25 protein-coding genes are annotated in these 24,052 nt (G+C 70.6%); 11 read left to right on the forward strand and 14 right to left on the reverse strand.

All coding sequences use genetic code 11. The features are described from left to right. Positions 1–68: 68 nt before the first annotated feature. A complete protein-coding gene (locus DFR69_RS22890) occupies positions 69–1,604 on the reverse strand; it encodes an amino acid permease (protein WP_110039842.1) in 1,536 nt (511 codons plus the stop codon). A gap of 217 nt (positions 1,605–1,821) precedes the next feature. Between DFR69_RS22890 and DFR69_RS22895 the strand changes: the two genes are divergently transcribed. Continuing rightward, positions 1,822–2,496, forward strand: a complete 675-nt coding sequence (locus DFR69_RS22895) for a TetR/AcrR family transcriptional regulator (RefSeq protein ID WP_110039678.1) — start codon at positions 1,822–1,824, stop codon at positions 2,494–2,496. A gap of 19 nt (positions 2,497–2,515) precedes the next feature. On the opposite strand, the gene DFR69_RS22900 is transcribed toward DFR69_RS22895, so the two are convergent. Continuing rightward, positions 2,516–3,337, reverse strand: coding sequence for an alpha/beta fold hydrolase (locus DFR69_RS22900; protein ID WP_110039679.1), 822 nt, complete (start codon positions 3,335–3,337; stop codon positions 2,516–2,518). A 122-nt stretch (positions 3,338–3,459) separates the two neighbouring features. On the opposite strand from DFR69_RS22900, the gene DFR69_RS22905 reads away from it, so the two are divergent. Further along, on the forward strand, positions 3,460–4,473 hold the full coding sequence (locus DFR69_RS22905) for a GlxA family transcriptional regulator (protein ID WP_110039680.1): 1,014 nt from the start codon (positions 3,460–3,462) through the stop codon (positions 4,471–4,473). On the opposite strand, the gene DFR69_RS22910 is transcribed toward DFR69_RS22905, so the two are convergent. The 6 genes from DFR69_RS22910 to DFR69_RS22935 all read right to left on the reverse strand — a co-directional run bounded on the left by DFR69_RS22910 (position 4,465) and on the right by DFR69_RS22935 (position 8,684). Further along, positions 4,465–4,992: a hypothetical protein gene (locus tag DFR69_RS22910; protein WP_110039681.1), complete on the reverse strand. Its 528-nt coding sequence runs from the start codon at positions 4,990–4,992 to the stop codon at positions 4,465–4,467. The two genes, DFR69_RS22905 and DFR69_RS22910, sit on opposite strands and share 9 nt — an antisense overlap. Positions 4,993–5,041: 49 nt before the next feature. Continuing rightward, entirely contained in the window at positions 5,042–5,839 is a 798-nt protein-coding gene (locus tag DFR69_RS22915) for a family 1 encapsulin nanocompartment shell protein (protein ID WP_110039682.1), read from the reverse strand. Continuing rightward, a complete protein-coding gene (locus tag DFR69_RS22920; protein WP_110039683.1) occupies positions 5,840–6,892 on the reverse strand; it encodes a Dyp-type peroxidase in 1,053 nt (350 codons plus the stop codon). It lies immediately after the preceding gene. A 72-nt stretch (positions 6,893–6,964) separates the two neighbouring features. Further along, positions 6,965–7,291 carry a cupin domain-containing protein gene (locus DFR69_RS22925; RefSeq protein ID WP_110039684.1) on the reverse strand — a complete coding sequence of 109 codons (327 nt, stop codon included), beginning with the start codon at positions 7,289–7,291 and terminating at the stop codon, positions 6,965–6,967. A 104-nt stretch (positions 7,292–7,395) separates the two neighbouring features. Then, the gene (locus tag DFR69_RS22930; protein ID WP_110039685.1) at positions 7,396–7,884 is read right to left on the reverse strand and encodes a dihydrofolate reductase; all 489 of its coding nucleotides are present in this window, start codon (positions 7,882–7,884) and stop codon (positions 7,396–7,398) included. Further along, positions 7,881–8,684, reverse strand: a complete 804-nt coding sequence (locus DFR69_RS22935) for a thymidylate synthase (RefSeq protein WP_110039686.1) — start codon at positions 8,682–8,684, stop codon at positions 7,881–7,883. Before DFR69_RS22935 ends, DFR69_RS22930 begins: the two co-directional genes overlap by 4 nt. A 45-nt stretch (positions 8,685–8,729) precedes the next feature. Between DFR69_RS22935 and cobF the strand changes: the two genes are divergently transcribed. Next, positions 8,730–9,467: a precorrin-6A synthase (deacetylating) gene (cobF, locus tag DFR69_RS22940; RefSeq protein WP_110039687.1), complete on the forward strand. Its 738-nt coding sequence runs from the start codon at positions 8,730–8,732 to the stop codon at positions 9,465–9,467. Positions 9,468–9,499: 32 nt separating this feature from the next. After that, positions 9,500–10,369, forward strand: a complete 870-nt coding sequence (locus DFR69_RS22945) for an Fpg/Nei family DNA glycosylase (protein WP_110039688.1) — start codon at positions 9,500–9,502, stop codon at positions 10,367–10,369. Here DFR69_RS22945 and DFR69_RS22950 read toward each other — a convergent pair. The 3 genes from DFR69_RS22950 to pdxR form a co-directional block, all read right to left on the reverse strand. Next, complete coding sequence (locus DFR69_RS22950) at positions 10,362–11,810, reverse strand: dihydrolipoyl dehydrogenase family protein (protein WP_110039689.1); 1,449 nt, start codon at positions 11,808–11,810, stop codon at positions 10,362–10,364. The two genes, DFR69_RS22945 and DFR69_RS22950, sit on opposite strands and share 8 nt — an antisense overlap. After that, a complete protein-coding gene (locus tag DFR69_RS22955; RefSeq protein WP_110039690.1) occupies positions 11,807–12,052 on the reverse strand; it encodes a DUF2630 family protein in 246 nt (81 codons plus the stop codon). The genes DFR69_RS22950 and DFR69_RS22955 overlap by 4 nt, the downstream gene beginning before the upstream one ends. A gap of 77 nt (positions 12,053–12,129) precedes the next feature. Beyond that, positions 12,130–13,488: a MocR-like pyridoxine biosynthesis transcription factor PdxR gene (gene pdxR, locus DFR69_RS22960; protein WP_110039691.1), complete on the reverse strand. Its 1,359-nt coding sequence runs from the start codon at positions 13,486–13,488 to the stop codon at positions 12,130–12,132. 82 nt (positions 13,489–13,570) lie between these two features. Here pdxR and DFR69_RS22965 point away from each other — a divergent pair, with 82 nt between their 5' ends. Both DFR69_RS22965 and DFR69_RS22970 read left to right on the forward strand, forming a co-directional pair. Continuing rightward, positions 13,571–14,260: a pyridoxamine 5'-phosphate oxidase family protein gene (locus tag DFR69_RS22965; RefSeq protein ID WP_110039692.1), complete on the forward strand. Its 690-nt coding sequence runs from the start codon at positions 13,571–13,573 to the stop codon at positions 14,258–14,260. Between the two features lie 117 nt (positions 14,261–14,377). Further along, a complete protein-coding gene (locus DFR69_RS22970) occupies positions 14,378–15,055 on the forward strand; it encodes a TetR/AcrR family transcriptional regulator (RefSeq protein WP_244198411.1) in 678 nt (225 codons plus the stop codon). A gap of 85 nt (positions 15,056–15,140) precedes the next feature. On the opposite strand, the gene DFR69_RS22975 is transcribed toward DFR69_RS22970, so the two are convergent. Together DFR69_RS22975 and DFR69_RS22980 are read right to left on the reverse strand one after the other, a co-directional pair. Beyond that, positions 15,141–16,379: a hypothetical protein gene (locus DFR69_RS22975; RefSeq protein WP_110039693.1), complete on the reverse strand. Its 1,239-nt coding sequence runs from the start codon at positions 16,377–16,379 to the stop codon at positions 15,141–15,143. Further along, a complete protein-coding gene (locus DFR69_RS22980) occupies positions 16,376–17,161 on the reverse strand; it encodes a crotonase/enoyl-CoA hydratase family protein (RefSeq protein ID WP_110039694.1) in 786 nt (261 codons plus the stop codon). Before DFR69_RS22980 ends, DFR69_RS22975 begins: the two co-directional genes overlap by 4 nt. A 59-nt stretch (positions 17,162–17,220) precedes the next feature. On the opposite strand from DFR69_RS22980, the gene DFR69_RS22985 reads away from it, so the two are divergent. The 5 genes from DFR69_RS22985 (at position 17,221) to DFR69_RS23005 (ending at position 22,396) form a co-directional block, all read left to right on the forward strand. Further along, a complete protein-coding gene (locus DFR69_RS22985; RefSeq protein WP_110039695.1) occupies positions 17,221–17,826 on the forward strand; it encodes a TetR/AcrR family transcriptional regulator in 606 nt (201 codons plus the stop codon). 18 nt (positions 17,827–17,844) lie between these two features. Beyond that, entirely contained in the window at positions 17,845–19,473 is a 1,629-nt protein-coding gene (locus DFR69_RS22990; RefSeq protein WP_110039696.1) for an acyl-CoA dehydrogenase family protein, read from the forward strand. Positions 19,474–19,499: 26 nt separating this feature from the next. Continuing rightward, positions 19,500–20,168 carry a nucleoside/nucleotide kinase family protein gene (locus DFR69_RS22995; RefSeq protein WP_110039697.1) on the forward strand — a complete coding sequence of 223 codons (669 nt, stop codon included), beginning with the start codon at positions 19,500–19,502 and terminating at the stop codon, positions 20,166–20,168. A 187-nt stretch (positions 20,169–20,355) separates the two neighbouring features. Further along, positions 20,356–20,937 carry a potassium channel family protein gene (locus DFR69_RS23000; RefSeq protein ID WP_110039698.1) on the forward strand — a complete coding sequence of 194 codons (582 nt, stop codon included), beginning with the start codon at positions 20,356–20,358 and terminating at the stop codon, positions 20,935–20,937. 118 nt (positions 20,938–21,055) lie between these two features. Then, positions 21,056–22,396, forward strand: a complete 1,341-nt coding sequence (locus tag DFR69_RS23005; RefSeq protein ID WP_110039699.1) for a GAD-like domain-containing protein — start codon at positions 21,056–21,058, stop codon at positions 22,394–22,396. On the opposite strand, the gene pgi is transcribed toward DFR69_RS23005, so the two are convergent. After that, positions 22,368–24,005, reverse strand: coding sequence for a glucose-6-phosphate isomerase (pgi, locus tag DFR69_RS23010; RefSeq protein WP_110039844.1), 1,638 nt, complete (start codon positions 24,003–24,005; stop codon positions 22,368–22,370). The two genes, DFR69_RS23005 and pgi, sit on opposite strands and share 29 nt — an antisense overlap. Positions 24,006–24,052: the final 47 nt, after the last annotated feature.

Raw genomic sequence — 24,052 nt, forward strand, 5'->3', positions numbered from 1 at the left:
CGAGGGCTTGGTCGGGGTGGTCCTCGGAAGACCTGGCGGGGGCGCTCCGGTGCGCCCCCGCGGCGGCCTCACGCCGTGGCGGGCTCCAGGGCGGCCGGTTCGGTGACCGCGGGCCGGGCGACCACGAAGCGGTAGACGATCGCGCCGGCGGTCAGGATCACCGCGACCGACAGCGGGCCGGCCCACAGCTGCCACCAGCTCCCGCCGGCCGGGGTGTACACCTCGGGGCGCGGCCAGGCCAGATTGATCACCATCGCGATGCCCCACACCACGGCGAGGGCGTTGATCGGGATGCCCCAGCGACCGAGGGTGAACAGCGAGGCGTCCTCCGGCGCGGGCAGGCCCTTGACCCTGCGCACCAGCAGCGGCACGGTGACCAGCAGATAAGCCAGGTACAGGCTGACGATGCAGACGCTGGCCAGGGTGGCGAATATGGCCGGGTTGCCCAGGTTCAGTACGAGCAGTCCGATCCCGAGCGCGCCGATCACCACGGCGGGCCACACCGGGGTGCCGAAGCGGGGGTGCACGGTGGAGAGCGCCTTCGCGAACGGCAGCTTGCCGTCGCGGGCCATCGAGAACATCAGGCGCGAGCCCGCGGTCTGGATGGCCAGCGTGCACACGATCACCGCCACCGCGACGCAGCCGAGCAGCACCGACCCGGCGGGGCTGTTCAGCTTCGCCATGATCACGTATGCCAGTCCACCCGAGGCCAATTCGCCGTCGGACAGGCTGGGCGCGGCCATCAGCGCGCCGATCAGCATGAGCCCGCCGCCCAGCGCCGACACCGACAGCGCCAGCAGGATGGTGCGCGGCGCCACCCGGCGCGGGTTCTTGGTCTCCTCGGAAAGCTCACCGGCGGAATCGAATCCGACCATCACGTACGCGGCCATCAGGCCGGAGACCAGGAACGCCGCCCAGTACGGGCCTGGCGTGGCCTGCTCGGTGTTCAGTACCACGTCGGGGCCGCGTTCGGCGCCGGTGAAGAACAGCGCGATGATCGCCAGCACGCCGATGATCTCGATGGTGACGCCGATCGAGTTGATCCGCGCCATCAGGTCGATGCCGATCACATTGATCGTGGTGGTCACGACCAGCAGCAGGCTGCCGAGCAGGACCGCGTTCATCGCGCCGTCACGGGAGGTGAGCGCGGTGTCGGTGCCGATGACCTGGAATCCGCTCCAGATCGTCGGCAGCACCACCTGCAGGGCGATGGCCGCCGCGGCGGCGGTGACGATCTGCGCGATCACCATCATCCACCCGGCGAACCAGCCGACCAGCCCGCCCGCCAGGCGCCGTGACCACTGGTAGATACAGCCGGAGATCGGGTACCGGGCGGCCAGTTCCGCGAAGTTCAGCGCGACGAGGAACTGTCCGGCGAAGACCAGCGGCCAGGTCCAGAAGAACGCGGCGCCGCCGAACGAATAGCCGAAGCCGAAGAACTGGAAGATCGTGGTGAGGATGGAGACGAACGAGAAGCCCGCCGCGAACGAGGCATAGCGGCCCAGTTTGCGATGCAAGACCGGCTGGTAGCCGAAGGCGGCCAGATCGGCGCTGTCGCGGGCGGTTTCGGGGGGAGCAGCGGGGGAGTCGAGAGTCGCGGCCATGTCGGTGTCCTTCGGCGGTGCGGCCAAATATCTATCAGTCGATAGTTTTGCGCTCGCGATCGCTCGAACGGTGTCCTGCGTGTATCGAGTGTGGGGCCCGCGGTAACTTCTGCGTTGCCGACGTTTCTATCAAGTGACAGGAATGCGACCGCGCGGCATCCGCGCTGGTGAGCCGCCCGCTTCCGGCCTGGCCGGCGTCCGATGACAGAATCGGGGCGTGGCAAACCTCGGGCCCGGGCGTCCCCGGCTGACACAGCGGCGCAGGCAGGGGACCACGCCGCGCGCGGAGATCCTCGACGCGGCGGCGGAGCTGTTCACCACCAAGGGCTACGCCAACACCTCCACCCGCGCGGTGGCCGACGCGGTCGGCATCCGGCAGGCCTCGCTGTATCACCACTTCGCCGCCAAGGACGACATCCTCGACGCGCTGCTCGCCCAGACCATCGCGGGCCCGGCCGCCCTGGCGCAGCGCATGACCGGCGAGCCCGAGGCCGCCGTCACCAAGCTCTACGCCCTGGCCCTGTTCGACGTCCGCCAGCTCCGCGCCGCCCGCTGGAACCTCGGCGCGCTCTACCTGCTGCCCGAGCTGCGCACCGAACGCTTCGCCGCCTTCCGTCGCCACCGCGACGAGCTGCGCGAGCACTACGAACGCCTCGCCGCCGAATCCGCCACGGCGGCAGGGCGACCCGATGATGCGAAGATCCTGCCGTTCCGGCTGGTCGAGACGGTGATCGGCATCCGCTCCGACGCGGGCTCCGCCGACCCCGACACCGAGCACCTGATCCCGGACGCGATCCTGCGCATCGTCGGCCACCCCGGTGACCTCGGCGCGGTCCGCGCCGAGGCCGAGGCACTGCTCACCCGGCTGGGAGAACTCCCCGAGTCCGCGTGAGCAGTGCCGTCGTGCTCGCTCAGTCCGCGATGAACGCGAGGATGTCGGCGATGAGTTCCTGCTGGTAGGCGCCGAAGATGCCGTGCGGGGCGCCCGGATACACCTTGAGGGTCCCGTCCTTGACGAGCTCGATCGCCTTCAGCGCCGAATCCGCGATGGGCACGATCTGGTCGTCGTCGCCGTGGGCGATGAAGATCGGCACCTCGAGCGCCCGCAGATCCTCGGTGAAGTCGGTCGCCGAGAACGCGGCGACGCACTCGTAGGCGGCCTGGATGCCCGCGAGCATGCCCTGACGCCAGAAGTCGTCCTGCGCGCCCTTCGAGACCGCCGCGCCCTCACGGTTGAAGCCGAAGAACGAGGGGGCGAGCTCCTGGTAGAAGTTCGAGCGGTCGGCCAGCACGCCGGCGCGGATGTTGTCGAACACCTCCATCGGCAGCCCGTCCGGGTTGGCCTCGGTGGCGACCATGATCGGCGGCACCGCGCCGATGGTGACGACCTTGGCGACCCGGTCCTTGCCGTGCTGAGCGGCGTAGCGAACGACCTCGCCGCCGCCGGTCGAGTGGCCGATCACGACGACATCGCGCAGGTCGAGCGCTTCGATGAGCTCGGCGAGGTCACGCGCGTAGGTGTCCATGTCGTTGCCCTGCCACGGCTGCGACGAGCGCCCGTGCCCGCGGCGGTCGTGGGCGATGACGCGGTAGCCGGCGTCGGCGAGGGTCTTGCGCTCGAGCGCCCAGGCGTCGGAGCTGAGCGGCCAGCCGTGGCTGAAGACGACAGGCCGGCCGGTGCCCCAGTCGGAGTAGTAGATCTCGGTGCCGTCGGAGGTGGTGAAGAAGGACATGGCGCTCCTGTCGAAAAGCGGCGAACGGATAGGTTGCCCATAGTTGTCGGGTACGCGCTCGTTGTCGCCTACCGCAACGGCCGCGCATCCCGCCATTTCGGACAAGCAGTAGATTCGAGGGCATGTCTGCCGCCCCGGATCGTTTCCGCCACACCGCATCCAGTGCGACACGGCGTATCGGGTTTCTCCTGTTCGACGGGGTCAAAGCGCTCGACTACGTGGGTCCGGCGGAGGTCTTCATCGAAGCCAACCAATTCGCCGACGCCTACGAGGTGATGCTGTTGTCACCGACCGGTTCGCCCGTCCAGAGCTCGGTGGGCCCCGGGGTTGCCGTGACTGCGGCCGCGGCCGACGCGCCCCCGTTGGACACGCTCGTCGTGCCGGGCAGCGAGGTGTGTCCCAGCGACTTCGTCCAGCCGGATCTGGTCGAGTCCGCGCGCCTGCTCGCGGCCCGCAGTCGGCGGGTCGTGTCGATCTGCAGCGGTGCCTTCGTACTCGCCGAGCTGGGCCTGCTGGACGGTCGCAGTGCGACCACGCACTGGAAGTTCGCGCCCGAGCTCGCCCGCCGGTACCCGCGCGTCGACGTGCAGGCCGACCGGATCTTCGTGCGGGACAGTGCTGTCGCGACGTCCGCGGGTGTGGCCGCGGGGATCGATCTCGCGCTCGCGTTGGTGGCCGAGGATCTGGGCAGTTCCATCGCGCGTCAGGTCGCCCAGGGCCTGCTGGTCTACCTGCAGCGTTCCGGCGGCCAGACACAGTTCTCCACCCCGCTGCGTGCCGCCGCCTTGCCGCCGGGCCCGGTGCGCGCGGTGACCGATCTGATCGCCGCGGACCCGGCGAAGCGCTACAGCGTGCAGGAGCTGGCGCGGCACGTGAACGTGAGTCCGCGCCACCTCACCCGGCTCTTCGCCGAGGAAGTGGGCCTGAGCCCGGCCGAGTACGCGGCGGGCGTGCGCTTCGATCTGGCCCGCGCCGCGCTGGAGGCAGGCAGCTCGGTGAGCCGGGCGGCCGCCGAGGCCGGGTTCGCCAGCGCCGAGGCACTGCGCCGGACCTTCATCGCCCGGCTCGGGGTGTCGCCCTCCGACTACCGGCGCGGCTTCCGGACCGAGTCGAGCGTGCAGCGCGTCTCAGCGTGACGTCGGCGGGGCGATCTGCCAGTGCTGGTTGAGCGCGCCCGCGATCTCGGGGAGCACGGTGATCGGAATCCGTTTGGCGCGCAACATCTCCCGGATCTCGCTCACCTGTTCGCGTTTGCGCATGTCGTAGGCGCCCGACACCGGGCGCACCACCGGCGGAATCGAGAGCAGGACCAGTTCGTCGGAACCCGCGCCGGTCAGGTCGAGGGCGAGGGACCAGCGGGAGCGCTCGTCGAGGGTGAAGCGGCCCGCGACCACGCTGTCCCACGGCACGGTCGCCGCCCGGAACGGGGTCCTGGCGTAGATGGCGTGCTCGGTGAGCTCGACGACATCGCGCACGAACAGCGCCACGCCGGCCGCGACACCCGCGATCGCGCCGACCAGGAACCCGGTGACGACCCGGTTCACCCCGAACATCGCCAGGAACAACCCGACGATGCCCGTGGTGACCAGCACGCCGATCAGGCAGTAGAACAGGCTGCGGGCAGCGGGCACGACACCGGCGCGCACGGTGGCCATGCGGACCTCCTTCTCGACGACTCGCGGCCCACCTTAGCGCCGGGTGGGCTCACGACCCGAGCGATACCGCCGCCTCCGAGGTCTCCACCAGGAAGGTGAAGGTCTCCTGGAAGTAGAGCTTGACGGTGTCGGCGTCGTGGCTGAGGTAGCCGATCGACAGGTCCTGCCCCACCGCGAGCTCGAAATCGCCGCCGCGGGTGGTGAGCGCGAAGCCGCCGGTGATCGCGGGCGCCCAGATGATCTCCCCGTCGATCAGCCGCTCGATGTGGGTGCGGATCGGATGGCCGTGGTCGGAGGTCTCACTGACCTGGGTGTACAGCTCGGCGCTGAGCACCACCGAGTACGGGCCCTGCACACCGGCCAGCCGCAGACCGGTGAGCGCGTGCGAGATGGCGTCGGGAATGTCGACGACATTGCTCGGCAGCTCGACCGGGGCGTTGGACGCCGCGGCGCGGATACCGGTGATGCCCGCGGCCGCGTAGCTCTCGAAGATGGCGCGGTCCTCGGCGAAGGCGATCTTCTGCGCCGCGTCCTTGAGGTTGTCCAGGTCGGCGTCGGGCGCGCCGCGCTCGATGTCGTCGAGTTCGGAGCGTTTCAGCGTGAACGGCACGCGGAGTTCGACCAGCGGCTGAACCACGCGCTGATGGGCCACGACGCCCTCGTCGGGAGAGGAGATCGAGGTGAGCCTGCCGCGGTTGAGCGCCGAGTAGGCGACGCCGTGCGGGCCGGACAGGTCGACGACGCGACGGCCCGCGATGTTGCGCTTGAACGTGCGGGTGGCCTCCTCCTCGATCTGGGCCCAGGCCTCGCCGCTGATCGGCGCGAGTTCGCGATGCAGGTTGTTCATTCACATACTCCTTTTCATCGTGCCGATGGCGAGTGAGCCGTCGGAGTCGGCCGCCGCGGCGTTCGCCTGCTCCACCGGGGCGAATTCGGGCAGGGAATCGGACTCTTCTTCGGTGGCGACGGATTCGGGTGCGTCGGGCAGGTCGTCGAGGAAATCGACGGTGGGGGTGAAGAACAGGGTGCCGGTGACCGCGAAGGAGAAGTCGAGGATGCGGTCGTAGGCGGCCTCCTCGGTGCCGAGGAACATGCGCTCGAGCATGCGCTCGGTGACGCTCGGGGTGGCGGCGTAGGCGATGTAGTACGTGCCGAACTCGCCGGTGCCGATGGTGCCGAAGGGCATGTTGGCGCGCATGATCTGGCGCTCGGTGCCATCGGGATCGACCAGGGTGTTGACGGCGACGTGCGAGTCGGCCGGCTTCACGTCGTCGGGCAGTTCGTAGTCGGCGAGCTTGGTGCGGCCGATCACGCGCTCCTGCTCCTCGATCGACAGCGCGTTCCACTGGTCGAGCGGATGCGTGTACTTCTGCACGATCACGTAGCTGCCGCCGGTGAATTCGGGATCCTCGTCGCCGATCAGGGCCGCCGAGGCCGCGGCCTTGCCCTCGGGATTCTCGGTGCCGTCGACGAAGCCGAGCAGATCGCGCTGTTCGAAATAGCGGAAGCCGACGGTCTCGTCGACGATCGTGGCCGCGCCGCGCAGCCGCTCACCGATCACCATGGCCAGTTCGAAGCACGGGCCCTGGGTCTCGGCCCTGATGTGGAAGAGCAGGTCGCCGGGCGTGGCGGGCGCGCTGTGGATGGGGCCGTTGTAGCCCGGGAACTCGTGCAGCTCAGCGGGTTTGGGGCCGACGAAGAGCCGGTCCCAGGCCGCGGAGCCGATCGAGGTGACACAGGTCAGGCCCTCACCGGGCACCCGGAACCCGATGGACCGGCGCAGGCCGGAGATGTCGGCGAGCAGGTCGCGCACTGTCGCCTCACCGCCCTCGTCGATGGTGGCGACCAGGAAGATGGCGGCGGGCGTGAGTGGATCGAGGATCGGCTGTGGCTCACCCATGGCGTCCAGAGTAGAGCGCCGCACCGACACGGTCGCGCCGCGCCGGGCGTGTCAGCGACCGAGTGACCCGTCCTACTTCGCGACGCTCAGCAGAAACGCCACGTCGTCGAGCGCCTTGACGCTGTGCCGGGCGCGCGGGACGACGATGAGATCGCCCGCCGAACCCTTCCACTCGTCGGTGCCCGCGATCAGCACCAGGGTGCCGCTGAGGACCTGGATCGTGGCGTCGCCGTTGTTGTCGTGCTCGGCCAGGCTCTGACCCTCGGTGAGCGCGACGACGGTCTGGCGCAGCGCATGGGTGTGGCCGCCGATCACGGTCTGCGAACTCCGGCCGCTCGTGGAGGTGGCCGCCAGCTTCAGCTGTTGACGGGCCACCGCGGTCAGCGATTTCTTGTCCATGACATCGCGCCTTTCGCAGGCTTCTCGCGGGGCTGGTATCGGTGAGTATGCCCGAGACCCCGCCCGCGGTCGGGCGTTTTGCCCCGACCGTTAGCCAGGCGTTGTCAGGCCCTGACGTAGCGGCGAATGCGGTAGCGGAGGCCGGTTTTCGAGTCGCGCCACGGCGTGTCGTCGGCCTGCCACTCCGGCCCGATCGCCGGTGCGAACGCGTCGCCGGCGACGGTCGTGTCGACCTCGGTGACCAGCAGTGTTGTCGCCAGCGGCAGGGCTTCGCGGTAGATCTGGCCGCCGCCGGCGATCCAGACGTCGACCTCGCCGGCGAGGGTCAGCGCGTCGGGCAGCGAGGCGGCCCGCTCGGCGCCCTCGGCGGACCAATCAGGCTGCCGGGTGACCACGATGTTGCGGCGGCCGACCAGTGGACGGAACGACGCGGGCAGCGAATCCCAGGTGCGCCTGCCCATGATCACCGGGTGCCCCATGGTCACGTCCTTGAAGTTGGCCATGTCCTCGGGGACGCGCCAGGGGATCGTGTTGTCGACCCCGATCACCCCGTTCGCGGCCTGCGCCCAGATCAGGGCGATCTCGCGACTCACACCGCCACCGGTGCTTTGATGGCCGGGTGGTGACGGTAGTCGCTGATCTCGACGTCTTCGTAGACGTAGTCGAACAGGCTCGTCGCCGGGCGCAGGTGCATCGTCGGGAACGGGTACGGCTCGCGGCCGAGCTGCTCGCGCACCTGGTCGACGTGGTTGTCGTAGATGTGCACGTCACCACCGGTCCAGATGAACTCGCCCGGTTCCAGCTCGGTCTGCTGGGCCACCATCAGCGTGAGCAGGGCGTAGCTGGCGATGTTGAACGGCACGCCGAGGAACAGGTCGGCGCTGCGCTGGTAGAGCTGGCAGGAGAGCTTGCCGTCGGCCACGTAGAACTGGAAGAACGCGTGGCACGGGGCGAGCGCCATCTTGTCCAGCTCGGCCACGTTCCAGGCCGAGACGATCATCCGGCGCGAGTCCGGGTCGGTGCGCAGGGTGTGCAGGACCTGGCTGATCTGGTCGATATGGGTGCCGTCGGGGGTGGGCCACGAACGCCACTGCACGCCGTAGACCGGACCGAGCTCACCGTGCTGATCGGCCCACTCGTCCCAGATGGTGACCCCGTGCTCGCGCAGCCAGGACACGTTCGAGTCGCCGCGCAGGAACCACAGCAGCTCGTAGACGATGGACTTGAGATGGACCCGCTTGGTGGTGATCAGCGGGAAGCTCTCGGCCAGGTCGTAGCGCAGCTGATGACCGAAGATGCTGCGGGTTCCGGTGCCGGTCCGATCGGCTTTGGGCGTGCCGCGCTCGAGCACGGTCCGGAGCAGATCCTCGTACTGCGTATCAGGGGTGGCCACGCCTGGCGATTCTACGGTGCACGGCACCTGGCAAGCTCTCCGCGTATGCGCAAGCTCTACGTGATCGGCATCGGCGCCGGCGACCCCGACCAGGTGACGATGCAGGCGGTCAAGGCCATGCGAGCGGCCGACGCCTTCTTCGTCATCGGCAAGGGCGACGAGAAGCGGGAACTGGTCGAGGTGCGCACCTCGATCCTGGCCGAGCACGTCGCGGGGCCGCACCGGATCATCGAGATCACCGATCCACCGCGCGAGCGCACCCCCGACGACTACGCGGGCGTGGTGCGGGACTGGCACGAACGCCGCGCCGAACTGCTCGGCGCCGCCTTCGACGAGGTCGACGGGACCGGCGCGATCCTGGTGTGGGGTGATCCGGCGCTCTACGACAGCACGCTGCGCATGGTCGAGCTGGTGCTGGCGGGCGGGCGGGCGTTCGACTACGAGGTGATCCCCGGCGTCACCAGCGTGGCCGCGCTGGCCGCCCGGCACCGCATGGTGCTGCACCGGATCGGCGAGCCGGTGCACGTCACCACCGGCCGCAGACTGCGCGAGGACGGGCTCGGCGCCGGTTCGACGGTGGTGATGCTCGACGGCGACTGCTCGTTCACCGAGATCCCCTCCGACGACGTGCACATCTGGTGGGGCGCCTACCTCGGCATGCCCGACGAGACCCTGATCGAGGGACCGCTCGCCGAGGTGGGCGAGCGGATCGTCACCCGCCGCGCGGAACTGCGCGCAGCCAAGGGCTGGATCATGGACGTCTACCTGCTGCGTCGTCGCTGACCCGGCGGCGCGCGGGCCGCTAAACTGGCACGGTGCCCGAGCTACCCGAGGTGGAAGCGCTGGCGCAGTTCCTGCGGGATCATGCGGTCGGCGCGGTGGTGGGGCGAGTCGACGTGGCCGCGTTGAGCGCGGTGAAGACGTTCGACCCGCCGCTCACGGCGCTGTCCGGGCGCGATGTCACCGGCGCCGGGCGCTGGGGCAAGTTCCTCGGGATGGACTGCGGCGGGCTGTGGTTGATCACGCATCTGTCCCGCGGTGGCTGGTTGCGCTGGGTCGACGAGCCGAATCCGTTGCCGCCCAAGCCGGGTGGAAAGTCGCCGCTGGCGTTGCGGGTGCACTTCTTCACGCCGGAGGGCGCGACGCCCGCGATCGATCTGACCGAGGCGGGGACCAAGAAGCGGCTCGCGGTGTACGTCGTCGAGGATCCGAAACTGGTGCCCGGCATCGCCCGGCTCGGGCCCGACGCGCTGGCCGTCACCGAGGACGAGTTCGCGGCGCTGTTGAAGGGCACCTCGCAGCGGATCAAGACCGCCATCGTCGACCAGACGCTGCTCGCCGGCATCGGCAACGCCTACTCCGACGAGATCCTGCACACCGCCAAGATCTCCCCGTTCGCCAATACGAAAACGATGTCGGCGGAGACGGTTTCGCGCCTGTACGGCGCGATGCGCGAGGTCCTGCTCGACGCGGTGGAGCGCTCGGTCGGACAGGACGCCGCCCGGCTCAAGGGCGAGAAGCGGTCCGGCATGCGGGTGCACGCGCGGACCGGGCAGAAGTGCCCGGTCTGCGGTGACATCGTGCGCGAGGTGTCCTACGCTGAGCGCTCGTTCCAGTACTGCCCGACCTGCCAGACCGGCGGCAAGATCCTCGCCGACCGGCGCATGTCACGGCTGCTCAAGTAGCACTCCGCTCGCGCCAGGCCTCCAGCAGGCGCAGCCAGAACTCGCTGACGGCGGGAAACGCCGGGACGGCGTGCCACAGCGTGTCGAGCGGGACCCGGCCGACCACCGCGATGGTCGCCGCGTGCAGCTGCTCACCCATGTCGGGCCCGACGAAGGTCGCGCCGAGCAGCCGGTTCTCGGTGGTGTCGACGACGAGTTTCGCGTGCCCGGTGAAATCGTCGCGCGACAGCGCCGATCCGGCCACGGCGACGTCGAGTTCGACGGTGTCGACGGCGTAGCCCGCGGCCCGCGCGTCGTGCTCGGTGAGGCCGATCGAGGCGTGCTCCGGTGAGGTGTACACGACCTGCGGGACCTGCTGATGATCGGCGCTCGCGGTGAAGCGGGAGCCGTCGAGGGGCCTGCCCTCGGCCCTGGCGGCGATCACGTCACCGCAGACCCTGGCCTGGTACTTGCCCATGTGCGTCAGCGCGGCCCGGTGATTCACGTCGCCGACGGCGTAGAGCCATGCGCCGGGGACGTCGCGGGCGGTCAGCTGATCGTCGACCTCGACATAGCCGGGCGGCAGGCCGACCGCGTCCAGGCCGAGGTGCTCGGTGGCGGGGGCGCGGCCGGTGGCGACGATCAGCTCGTCGACCTCGAGTTCGCCGTCGTCGAGCACGAGGGTGACCGGTCCGCCGTGGATGCGCCCGACCCCGGTGTCCTCGGGGTCTCGCCGGGAGACCAGCTGCGGTTCGGTGTGCAGCCGCACGGTGACGGCGCCCGTGTCGCGCAGGCCCGCCAGCACCATGTCGGAGGCGAAGCGCTCGGCGCGGGGCAGCAGCCGGTCGCCGCGCACCAGCATCGTCACCTCGGCGGCGCCGAGTTCGGCCAGCCAGGTCGCGGTCTCGCAGGCGACCACGCCGCCGCCGATGATCGCGACGCGGCGGGGGACCACCGTCAGGTTGGTGGCGTCGCGTGAGGTCCACGGCAGCGCCTCGCGGACGCCGGGGATGTCGGGGATGACGGCGGTGGTGCCGGTGGCGAGCACGACCGCGTGCCTGGCCCGCAGCACGCGCACCCCGTCGTCGGTGGCGACCTCGACGAGCCGTTCGCCGACGAGCCTGCCCGCACCGCGGATCGGCTCGATCTTCGCCGATTTCGCCCAGTCGACCTGCGACGAGTCGTCGCGGTTGTGCACGAACTGGTCGCGGCGCGCGAGCACGTCGGCGACCTGGGGCCCGCTCACGCTCACGCCGGGCATCGCCTTCCCCAGACCGAGCACGGCGCCCGGGCGCAGCAACGCCTTGCTGGGGATACACGCCCAGTAGCTGCATTCGCCGCCGAACAGCTCCCGCTCGACCAGCGCGGCCGTGCGGTCGCTGCCCGCGATGGCGTAGGCGGCGGCGTTCTCCCCCGCGGGACCACCGCCGAGGACGATGACGTCGTATTCGACCTCGCTCACTGCAGGTAGCCCTCGACCTCACGGGGCGAGCGCAGTCCGGTGTCGTCGGTCGATTCGTCGGCGCCGGCGCGAGCGCGCCGCTGCCGCAACAGATCCCACGCCAGATCGAGCATCACTTCCAGCTCGGCCAGCTTCTGCCGTTCGGCGACGGGGTCGATTTCGCCCGCCGTGGCCTTGGCGCGCAGCGCGTGCTCGTCGTCGACCAGCTGCTTGATCCGCGCGAGGATGTCCTGATCGTTCATCTGCTCACCGCTTCCATACTCGGAGGGGTAGTGCCGAACCGTGACTCCCGGTCCATGCTACGACCGCGCGAGGGTGTTCACGCGAGGCAATCCGCGGCGATCGGTACCGCCGTGGCCAGCTCGGCGGTGCTCGGCGCGGTGTAGCCGATGGCGACACCGAAGCGGTGTGGCTCGCCCAGGTGGTTGTCGGCCAGGCCGTTGACCAGCACGCCGCGCTCGTGCGCGGCGGCGACCGCCGTGCGTTCGGCGGCGGCGTCGGGAAGCTGCACGACCACGTGCGAGCCCGCGTCGTCACCGAGGACGGGCAGGCCACGCGCGACGAGCGCGTCGACGACGAGTGCCCGGCGCGGCGGCACCACGCGGCGCAGGCGCCGCAGATGCCGGGCCAGGTCGCCGTGCCTGGCGAACTCGCTGAGCACCCGCTGCCCCGACAGGCTCGGCCCGGTGCCGGTGTCGGCGCGATGCGCCAGCACGGCGTCGGTGATGTCCGGGCGGGCGACGAGCCAGCCGACGCCGAGGGTGGTGGTGAGGATCTTGCTGGTGGTGCCCAGGTGCACGACCACGTCGGGCGCCATGGCGGCCAGCAGCGGCAGCGGCGCGGTGTCGTAGCGCAATTCGCCGTCGTAGTCGTCCTCGATGACGAATACGCCCGCCGCCCGCGCGTATTCGATCAGCGCTACCCGGCGCGCGGCGGGCATGCGCGCGCCGAGCGGAAACTGGTGTGCCGGTGTGCAATACACCGCGCGGACGCCGGGCGGGATCAGGTCGACGCGCAGGCCGTCGTCGTCGACGGGCACCGGGAGCACGCGTACGCCCGCGGCGCGGAAGGCGCCGACCGCGCGTTGGTAGCCGGGGTCCTCGAAGGCGACGGTGTCGCCGGGCCGCAGCAGCGCGGCGGCCAGCTCGGCCACCGCCGCGCTGGTGCCCGCCGTGGCCAGCACGGAGGCCGGTTCGGCGACCAGGCCGCGGTGCCGAAGCAGGTGCTCGGCCACGGTCACCCGGAACTCCGGCTCGCCCGCGCGATCCTTGCGCGCGGCCGCGGGGAGATCGCCCGCCGCCCGCCAGGCGCGGCGCCAGGCGGCCGGGTCGACGGCGTCGGTGCAGGGCGCGCCGGGCCGGAGATCGAGCAGACCGGTCTCGGGGACGGCGCCGGCGCCGGGGGCGGTGCGCGGTGGGGCCGCCGCGGGCGCGGTGCGCAGATAGGTGCCGGAGCCGCGGCGCCCGGCGATCCAGCCCTCGGCGTGCAGCTGGTCGTAGGCGGTCGAGACCACCGCGCGGCTCACCCCGAGCCGTTGCGCGAGCGCGCGCGAGGACGGCAACCGGTCGCTGACCCGCAGCACCCCGCCGGTCGCCGCGGCGCGCAGGGCATCGGCCACCTGCACCGACAGCGGTTCGGGGGCGGATCGGTCGAGCGGGATCGGCAGCTCGTCGAGCATCGGCGGCACCTCGAATTGGCCTGTTGATCTACTGTCGAATTGGACCTGTGCGCGGTCCACTCTACCGGCGAAGCTGGAAGACATGACCACGCACGACACCCACCGCCCGCCCCTGTCGCCGACCCCGCGCACCACCCTGACCCGTTCCAAGGAGCGCGGCCGGACCGATCGCGCCGAACTCGACGCGGTGCTCGACGCGGGACTCGTCTGCCACCTCGGCGTGCTGCTCGGCGGCTCTCCGGTGGTGTTGCCGACCGTCTACGGCCGCTCAGGCGACACGCTCTACCTGCACGGTTCGACCGGCTCCGGGAACATGCGCGCCGCGATCGACACCGACATCTCGCTCACGGTGACCCATGTCGACGGTGTGGTCTATTCGCGCTCGGCCATGCACTTCTCGATGAACTTCCGTTCCGCCGTGGTGCGCGGCAAGGCGGTGCTGGTCACCGATGAGGCCGAACGGCTGGAGGCGCTGCGGTTGATCGTCGAGCAGGCGGCGCCGGGCGCCTGGGACCGGGTGCGTCCGCCGAACCGCAAGGAGATGGCGGCGACGATGGTCCTCGCGCTCGACCTGACCGAGGCGTCGGTGAAGGTCCGCACCGGCGGGCCCGGCGATGACGAGGCCGATATCGCGGCCGGTGGCGTGTGGGCCGGCGTGTTGCCCCTGCGCCAGGTCTGGGGCGAGCCCATCGATGCCGACAACCTCGAGCCGGGGGTGGACGTGCCCGCCGACGTCGCCGCCAGAATCGCGCCGGCTACCGTGCCGGCGTGATCGAACGCGCCGGTCCGACCAGCGGCTTCGCGCCGCGGTCGACCGGACGCACCGCCGGGCGATGAACTCCGGTCGAGATACCGGGGACCGGCGGCCGGGCCGGGTACGGTCCGTCGCATGGCCGAGGGGACGACAGCGGATCGACCGACGCGGCGGTCGTTCACCGCGGAGCAGGTGGTGGACGCCGCGCTCGGGCTGCTCGACGAGGGTGGGCCGGGCGCGCTGTCCGTACGCGCGGTCGCCGCGCGGCTCGGCGTGCGTCCGAACGCGGTGTACACCTATGTCGCCAGCCGGGCTGAGCTGGAACGCGCGGTGACCGAACGGGTCCTCGCGACGGTGCCGCTGAGTCCGCTCACCGACCCCGGGGTGGAGTGGACGGCGGCGGTGATCCAGTTCGCCCTCGGCCTGCGCGATCAGCTGCGCGCGCACCCTGCCGTCGCGACGCTGATGATGGCGGGTCCGCTGGACGGTCCGGCCGCGCGCGATGTCGGCGAGGCACTGTTCACCTGCCTGGCCCGCGGTGGTCTGCCGGCGCAGACGCGGGCGCACGGCGTGCAGGCGGTGATCGTCCAGGTGCTCGGCGCCATCGCGCTCGACGTCGCCGAGACCGACGGAAAACCGCCGCTCCCACCGGATTCCGAGCGCATCGCGGAGCGCAGGGCCCGGATGAACGACGTCGACCCGCACCGCTGGCCCCGCACCGCGGCCCACCTGGACGAGATGGCGGCGTGGAACTCCGTCGACCAATTCGTCTGGGGGCTGCGCACTCTACTGGTGGGCATGACCGCCGCCTGACCGGCGGCCGGGGCTGGTGGAGCTCCGCGGCGCGTCGGCCTGCGCTCACTGATGCTCACGGTGGCCCCCGTTGTGCCACGCCGAATCACCAGTGCGCCGGTTGCACTCCGGTCGTCGAGCATGCGTGATCGATGGCGTGACCGAGTGTTTCGGGATGGCGGGAAAGGCTGACCAGGGCCAACGTGTAGGTGTCGCCGAGGCGGGACAGATAGCCGGAGAGCTGCGTGCGTGGGAAGGCCGTCAGCCCGGGGTGGATGGCGCGGGCGGCCACGCGATCGCAGCGGTGGGTGCCGACGGTGCGGAGCGCGTCCGGCAGCGTTCCGATATTGGAGCACAGGATGTCTCGCTCGCCCGCGCCCTTGCTGAGCGCGTAGGCCCAGCGGTCGGGGAGTACCTGCAGGATCTCCTCGGGCAGTCCGGCGGGGCTGGACATGCGGCGCTGGTAGGCGTCCCGCGCCTTGTCGCGGATCGAGGCCGGGGTGTCGGTGCGCGCGATCGCGATCTCGGTGACCGCGAGGTCGTTGTCCACGCGCGGCTCGTCGCGCGTGTCCACCGGCAGGCTCGCGGCGATCGTCGGCTCGGGGAAACCGTTCGCCCACAGGATGTTCGCCACCAGATGGATGAAGAGGCTGTTCGCGGTTCCGCCTGCCGCGGCAGCCGTGGCATCCCAGCCGGCGGCGTCGAACGTGAGAACCGTGCTGTGAACCGCGCGCCCGGACGACAGCGCGGGCGCGCGTGTCGCGGGTGGTCGCGGCAGTCCCTGACGCAGGGCGCGGGCCGTGCCGCCGAGGATCGTCGCCCACTGGGCGCGGGTGTCGGCCCAGTCGGAAGTCGGGTGATGGACTGCGCCGGTCGGTGTTCGCGGCGGCCCGGCAGCGTGATCCGTGAGTTCGGCCAGGGCCGTCGCGACCGCGTGGATCAGGCCGCGCGCGTCGGCCAGCACATGCGAACACGTCAGGGCGACAACAGTTCCCCCTTCGGCCAGCGGTGCCGAGGACAGCCGCCAGCCGGGCCCGAACTCGGGGTCGAGGTCGGTGCCGAGAGAGTCGGCCCAGGGGAGGATCGCGCTCTCGGCGACGGGGTCGCCGAGGTCGAGCGGATGGGCGGCGGTGGTGGGCTGCCAGCGGCGCCGGGCGCCGGGAACACGCGCATCGACGACCCGGCGGCCGAGCGCACCGACCCGGAGTCGGTCGTGAATCGCCTGCAGCAGCGCGGGTTCAATCGCGTCGTCGGTACGCCACAGCCCCTGCAGGGCGATCGGCGTTCCCATCCCGCGATGGGTGCGCAGGAAGATCTCGTCGACGACCGTCAGCCGGTCCGTCACCGCGGTTCGGGATTGCCGTGCCTGCCCGCGCCCGCGGCGAAGCGGGCGGCGCCGTCGAGCGCGCCGTCGGACAGCGACTTCAACCCGTGCCGGAACTCGATCCGGAGCGCCTCGTCCTCGGTGTGGCCGTGCTGTTCGTACAGTGCGGCACGGTCCGAACGCAGACAGGTCTGCGGCAGAGCGGCCAGTTGCGCGCCCAGTTCCTCGGCGGCGTGCCGGGCCTCGCCTGGGGCGACGACGCGCGTCACCAGGCCCATCTGCAACGCCTCCGGCGCGCTCACCGCGCGCCCGGTGAGGATCATGTCCAGCGCGCGGCCCTCGCCCACGATGCGCGGCAGTCGTACGGTGCCGCCGTCGATGAGCGGCACGCCCCAGCGACGGCAGAAGACCCCGAAGGTCGCGTCCTGTTCGGCGACGCGCAGGTCGCACCACAGCGCCAGTTCCAGCCCGCCGGCCACGGCGTATCCGGAGACCGCGGCGATCACCGGCTTCGACAGCCGCAGCCGGGTGGGGCCCATCGGGCCGTCGCCGTCCTCGGTGGCCTGATTGCTGGTCTCGGTGCCGAGCGACTTCAGATCGGCGCCCGCGCAGAACGTGCCGTGTTCACCCCACAGCACCGCGACCGCGGCCGTCGGGTCGGCGTCGAAGGCGCGGAACGCGTCGGCCAGTGCCCGCGCGGTCGGGCCGTCGACGGCGTTGCGGGCGTGTGGCCTGCTCAGGATCACGGTGGTGACCGGTCCCTGGCGCTCGACCCGGACCGGATGCGGTGAAGCCTCGGACATCCCTCGACCATACGGCCACGGCCTTGCGTGAAGTAGTGAATCGGTGGTTCACTTCTTGCGTGGTGTACCGCAGGACCCCGGCCGTGCAGGCCCGGCTCGACGCGCAACGCGCGCTGATCGTGCAGGGCGCCACCGGCGTGCTCTCGCGCGACGGGTTCGCCGGGCTCTCGATGGCCGCCGTGGCCGCCGAGGCGGGAATCGCCACCGGCACGGTCTACAAGCAGTTCGAGAACAAGGCCGAACTGGTGGCCGCCGTCTTCGAGACCGTGGTCGCCCGTGAGGTCGAGGCGGTGCGCGCCGCGGCCGTGGGCGGCGATGTCGTCGAGCGAGTCACCGCGGCCGTGGAGACCTTCGCCGGGCGCGCGCTCAAGAATCCGAAGCTGGCCTATGTGTTGCTGGCCGAACCGGTCGACACGGCGGTCGACGCGCAACGGCTGGAGTTCCGGCGCGCCTTCGCCGCCGTCTTCGCGACCGCGATCTCGCACGGCCTCGCCGAGGGCAGGCTGCCCGCCCAGGACGCGGCGCTCAGCGCGGCGGCCCTGGTCGGTTCGATCGGCGAGGTGCTGGTCGGGCCGCTGGTGGCCGCACCGCACGCAGAGTCCGTCGTCCCCGAATTGGTGGCTTTCGCCGTGCGCGCGCTCGGTGCGCGCCCGGAATCGTCGTAGTCGAAGGAGTTTCCGGTCATGCAGACCCACGAAGTGTTCAACCAGGCACCCCCGCTGGTCCCCTTCGACGCCGCGCGCAACCCCGCGCTGCTCGAGGGCCTGCACCGCGAAGGCGCGGGCTGGGCCGAGGCCGAGGTACGTGAACTCGGCAGGCTCGCCGGTGATGTCGCCGCGCAGGAGTGGGGCAGGCTCGCCAACGAGTACCCGCCGGTGCTGCACACCCACGACCGCTGGGGCCATCGGGTCGACGAGGTGGAGTTCCACCCGCACTGGCACGACCTGATGAATGTCGCTGTCGCCCATGGCCTGCACGGCGCGCCGTGGCTGGACGAGCGGCCCGGCGCGCACACCGCGCGCGCCGCCAAGTTCTACACCTGGGGCGTGGCCGACGCCGGGCACATGTGTCCCATCTCGATGACCTACGCCGTGGTGCCCGCCCTGCGCCACAATCCCGAACTCGCCGCCCGCTACGAGCCGCTGCTCGGTTCGCGCACCTACGATTTCGGCCTTCGTGAGCCCTCGACCAAGGCCGGTCTGATCGCCGGCATGTCGATGACGGAGAAGCAGGGCGGCTCGGATGTGCGCGCCAACACCACCACCGCAGCGCCGCAGCCGGACGGCTCGTACCGGATCGTCGGGCACAAGTGGTTCACCTCGGCGCCCATGTCGGACATGTTCCTGACGCTGGCCCAGGCGCCCGGCGGGCTCTCGTGCTTCCTGCTGCCGCGGGTGCTGCCCGACGGCACCCGCAATCCGATCCGCATCCAGCGTCTGAAGGACAAGCTGGGCAACAAGTCCAACGCCTCCTCCGAGATCGAGTACGAGAACGCCACCGGCTGGCTGGTCGGCGCCGAGGGCGCGGGCGTGAAGACGATCATCGAGATGGTCAACATGACCCGCCTCGACTGTGTGATCGGTTCGGCCACCAACATGCGGATGGGTGCTGTCGCCGCCGTGCACCACGCCCGTCATCGGGAAGCGTTCGGCGCCAAGCTGATCGATCAGCCCGCCATGCGCAACGTGCTGGCCGACCTGGTGATCGAGTCCGACGCCGCGACCACGGTGATGATGCGCTTGGCGGGCGCCACCGACCGCGCGGGCAGTGACCCCGCCGAGGCCGCGCTGCGCCGGATCGCGCTCGCCGTCACCAAGTACTGGGTGTGCAAGCGGGCGCCGATGCACGCCGCCGAAGCGCTGGAATGCCTGGGCGGCAACGGCTATGCCGAGGAGTCGGGCATGCCGCGGCTGTACCGGGAGGCGCCGCTCATGTCGATCTGGGAGGGCTCGGGCAATGTCGCCGCGCTGGACGCGTTGCGCGCCATGGGCCGTCAGCCCGAGAGTGTGGAGGCCTACTTCGCCGAGGTGTCGCTGGCGCGTGGCGCGAATCCGCGCCTCGACGACGCGATCGACCGGGTGGGCAAGGAACTCACCGACCTGTCCGACATCGAATACCGCGCCCGCCGCGTCGTGGAGCTGATGGCGCTCGTGCTGCAGGGGGCGCAGCTGGTGCGCCACGGTCATCCCGCCGTCGCCGACGCCTTCTGCGCGACCCGCCTCGGCGACGACTGGGGCATCGCCTTCGGCACCCTGCCCGTCGGCGTCGACACCGGCGCGATCGTCGAGCGCGCCTTCATGGACGTGCGGTAGCGAGTGGGATCGCCAGGGTGGCCCGGGTGACCTCCGACAGCCTCCCGGTGCGCGCGCTCGCCCGGCGGATTCCGGTCGGCCGGGCGCCGGGGCGGCGATTCCTGCTCGGTCTCGCCGGGCCGCCGGGTGCGGGCAAATCGACCCTCGCGCAGCGGCTTCGCGACGAGCTCGCCGCCGCTGGTCACCCTGCCGCCGTCGCGCCGATGGACGGCTACCACCTGCGCAACGAGATCCTGCGCGCGCGAGGAGCACTGGAGCGCAAGGGCGAACCCGACACCTTCGACGCGGCGGGTTTCGTCGCCGACCTGCGGACGCTGCGGCAGGCGCCGATCGGTGAGCCGGTCCCGTGGCCGCTGTTCGACCGGGCCGTCGACGAACCCACCGAGGGCGGCCTGATCGTGCGCGACGAACAGATCGTGCTCGTAGAGGGCAACTACCTGCTGCTCACCGATGCCGAGGCACCCGGCTGGTCCGCGGTCCGCGGCCTGCTCGATGCGTGCTGGTACCTCGACGCCCCGCGCGAGATCCTCACCGAGCGGCTGGTCCGCAGGCACATCGCGGGCGGGCGGACCCCCGACGACGCCGAGGTGAAGGTCCGCGACAGCGACCTGCGCAACGCCGAGCTCATCGCCGTGAGCAGGGGACGCGCCGACCTGACCCTCTCGGCGGCGGGCGACGGCTACCGGATCGGCTAGCCGAGCACGCCGATCCGGACACTGCTGACGGCGGCCGTGGGCACAGCCTCCAGCCGAGCAGAGCGCATGGCACCGAGCAGCCGCGGCCGAAGTGATCGATGACGGCGCACGGACAGTCGGCACCGAATCCGGCCCACGGTCGGCGCGGGTGCCCGAAATCCGGCCGTCAGCGGGCAATCATGGAGCGATGACGCGAGCTCAGCGGGTCGGTGTCCCGGTGCACGCGCTGCGCAACGGCGCGGCTGCGGCCTTCGCGCTGCTGCTCTACTACAGCGTGCCGACCGGCGTGGTCTTCGAGCTCGACGCCTGGCCTGGCCGGGTGATCGGCGTGCTCGGCTTCGTCGCCGGGGTCGCCGGACTGGGCTGGCTGGTGTGGCGGCGGATCGATCACCTGCTGAACAGGCCGCCGACGGCGGGCGGCCGCGTCGACGGGGTGCTGCTCGTGGTGTGCATCGTCTGCGTGGTCTTCTCGCTGTTCTACTACCGGCTGCAAGAGTTGCACCCGGGCCAGTTCGAGGGCTTGTCGACGCGCACCGACGCGCTGTACTACACACTGGTCACGCTCGGCACCGTCGGCTTCGGCGACGTGCACGCCGTCGGGCAGGCGGCGCGCATCGTGACGATGGTGCAGATCGTGTTCGACCTCATCGTCCTCGGCACCCTCATCAGCATCGTCACGAGCAGCGTGAACACCCGCCTCGGACTCGCCGCACAGGCACGCGCCGAACACCCGGCGACCGAGCAGGCCGGCGACGAGGGGCCGCACTAGAGTCGTCACCGGACATCGGGACAGGGGGAGCGTCATCGCCGAATCGACCGGGCGCCCCGTATCGGCGGACGACATCGAATGGCACATCGCGGCGGAACCGCGGTACTCCGACGCTGTCGTGACGCTGTTCGACACCCTCGAGCGTCGCCTGGCCGAGAAGGACTCGGCCGATCCCCGCGACGACGACATCGAGTGGAGCGACGGCATCGAGGAATCGATGGACCAGGTCGACGACCTCCTGCGCCGCTGCCCCGACCACGTCGACGGGTACGCCGACGTGCGGGAACTCCTGCTGGAGTCGATGCTGTCGATGATGGACGACTTCGAGCGAGGACAGTTCGACGAGGAAGTGCTGTGGAGCCACGCCCGCGTGCTGGACAGTCTGCCGATGGACCTCTCGACGATGCCCGCCGACTGGCGTCACCGGCACCTGGCGGACTTCGCCTTCATGGCCTACCCGCACGATTACGTCGAGATCGCCGAACTCCTCGACGAATGCGCGGGCTGGGACGAGATCACAAGGATCGCCGAGTTCTACGACTACATCTACCGTTTCTTCGACGCGCGGATCGACAGCGTGGACGAGTCGGTGAAGGAGTACGTGCGGTCCGCGAGCGCCGGACCCACCAACTACACGTCCTCGCGGGGCGAATACGGATTCAGCGTCTACATCCCCTATGTCGTCCTCTGCTACCTGCACGAACGAGAAGAACTGCGGCAGTTCATCACCCGCCGAACGGAATTCGACGAGGTGTGGGCGGTGCTCGGCGCCACCGGAAAACAACTTCCCCTGGAAATCCACCACTTCCTGTCCCGCTGGTACACCAGCTGGACAGGGGAACCACTCGATCGGGTGCCGGTACCGGAGAGCTACTTCGACGAGTACGGCGAGCTGCCCGATGTCGTGCGCGCCTTCTGGCGCGAGGTCGGGTTCGCCGGCTTCGACAAGGGACTGTTGTGGGTGTGCGACCCGCGTGAGTGGCAGCCGATCGTCGACGAATGGCTGTCGGGTCTCGACCTCCCGGAATCCCACCGTGACGGCCAGATCCCGCTGTTCCGTACCGCGTTCGGAGAGATCATCTGCTTCAAGGCGGGAATGGGCAACCTGATCCGCATCGACCCACTCACACCCGAAATCGGTTATGTGACACAGGGGGTCGACTTCGGGGCGCTCGTCCTGGGATTGAGTTCACAGGTCAGCGGCGACACCTACTGGCGCGGGGCCTTCGGGAAGATCGTGGCCGCGCTCGGCCCGCTCGACCACGCGACGATCTACGGCTTCGATCCGCTGCCCTTCGCCGGCGAGAATCCCCGCGGTCCCGATGTCGTCTACGCCACCGAGCGAGCGGCCAGGGTGGACGCGCGTTCGGCGATGTCCACGATCCGCGCCGCGGCCACGGCACACCTGAAGCTCACCGCGCGGAGCTTCTTCAGCGGTGCGCGCGGTACCACCCGATGAGCTCGTCGGTCGACGAATCGCCCTGGGACACCGGCTGGTCCGGCTCGCTGAGCAGCGGCGCCAGCGCCAGCGCCTGCTGCTTGCCGAGTTCCACACCCCACTGGTCGAAGCTGTCGATGCCCCAGATCGTGCCCTCGACGAACACCTGGTGCTCGTAGAGCGCGATCAGCTGACCCACCGTCGAGGGCGTGAGTTCCGGCGCGAGGACCGTGGTGCTCGGCCGGTTGCCCGGCATCACCTTGTGCGGCACCAGCTTCGGGTCGGTGCCCTCGGCGGCGATCTCCTCGGCGGTCTTGCCGAAGGCCAGCACCTTGCTCTGCGCGAACAGGTTGCTCATCAGGATGTCGTGCATGCTGCCGGTGCCGTCGCGGGTCGGCAGGTCGTCGGTGGACCTGGCGAAGCCGAGGAAGTCGGCCGGGATCAGCCGGGTGCCCTGGTGCAGCAGCTGATAGAAGGCGTGCTGGCCGTTGGTGCCCGGCTCACCCCAGAAGATCTCGCCGGTCGAGGTGGTCACCGGGGTGCCGTCGGCGCGCACCGACTTGCCGTTGGACTCCATCGTCAGCTGCTGCAGATAGGCGGGGAAGCGCGCCAGATCGTTCGAATACGGCAGCACCGCGCGCGATTCGGCGCCGAAGAAGTTCGAGTACCAGACGCCGAGCATGCCGAGCAGCACCGGACCGTTCTGATCCAGCGGCGCGGTGGCGAAATGCCGGTCGACCGCGTGCATTCCGTCGAGGAACTCGGCGAACCGCTCCTTGCCGATGGTCACCATCACCGCGAGGCCGATGGCCGAGTCGACGGAGTATCGGCCGCCCACCCAGTCCCAGAACCCGAACATGTGCGCGGGGTCGATGCCGAACTCGGCGACCCGTTCGGCATTGGTGGAGACCGCGACGAAGTGCTTGGCGACGGCGTCCTCGCCGAGCGCGTCGACCAGCCAGCGGCGCGCCGCCGTCGCGTTGGTGAGCGTCTCGAGCGTGGAGAACGTCTTGGAGGCGACGATGAACAGGGTGCTCGCCGGATCGAGCCCGGCGAGTTTGGCGACCAGATCGCACGGGTCGACATTGGAGACGAACCGCGCCGAGAGATCGGGCTGCACGTAGTGGCGCAGCGCGCGATAGACCATGTCGGGTCCGAGATCGGAGCCGCCGATGCCGATGTTGATCACCGTGGTGATGCGTTGACCCGTCGCGCCGCGCCACTCGCCGGAGCGCACCGAATCGGCGAATTCGCCCATCCGGCCCAGCACTTCGTGCACCTCGGAGCTCGCCTCGGCGCCGTCGATGGTGAGCTGTTCGCCGCGCGGTAGCCGCAGCGCGATGTGCCCGACGGCGCGGTCCTCGGAGGTGTTGATGTGGGTGCCTGCGAACATCGCGTCGCGCCGCTCGGGGACACCGGCGGTGCGGGCGAGATCGACCAGTAGTCGCAGGGTTTCGCGGGTCACGCGATGTTTGCTGTAGTCGATGTGCAGGTCGGCCACCCGCAGGGTCATGTCTTTGCCGCGCGCCGGATCCTCGGCGAACAGCTCGCGCAGGTGCACGGGTGCGACGCTGCGGTGATTGTCGTGCAGTGCCTGCCAGGCCGCCGACGCGGTGATGTCGCTGCTCACGACAGCCGACATTACAGCGTCGGCCCGAGTCCGGCGCCGTGGTCGGA

This window comes from Nocardia neocaledoniensis, from assembly GCF_003182135.1.
Lineage (GTDB): Bacteria > Actinomycetota > Actinomycetes > Mycobacteriales > Mycobacteriaceae > Nocardia > Nocardia neocaledoniensis.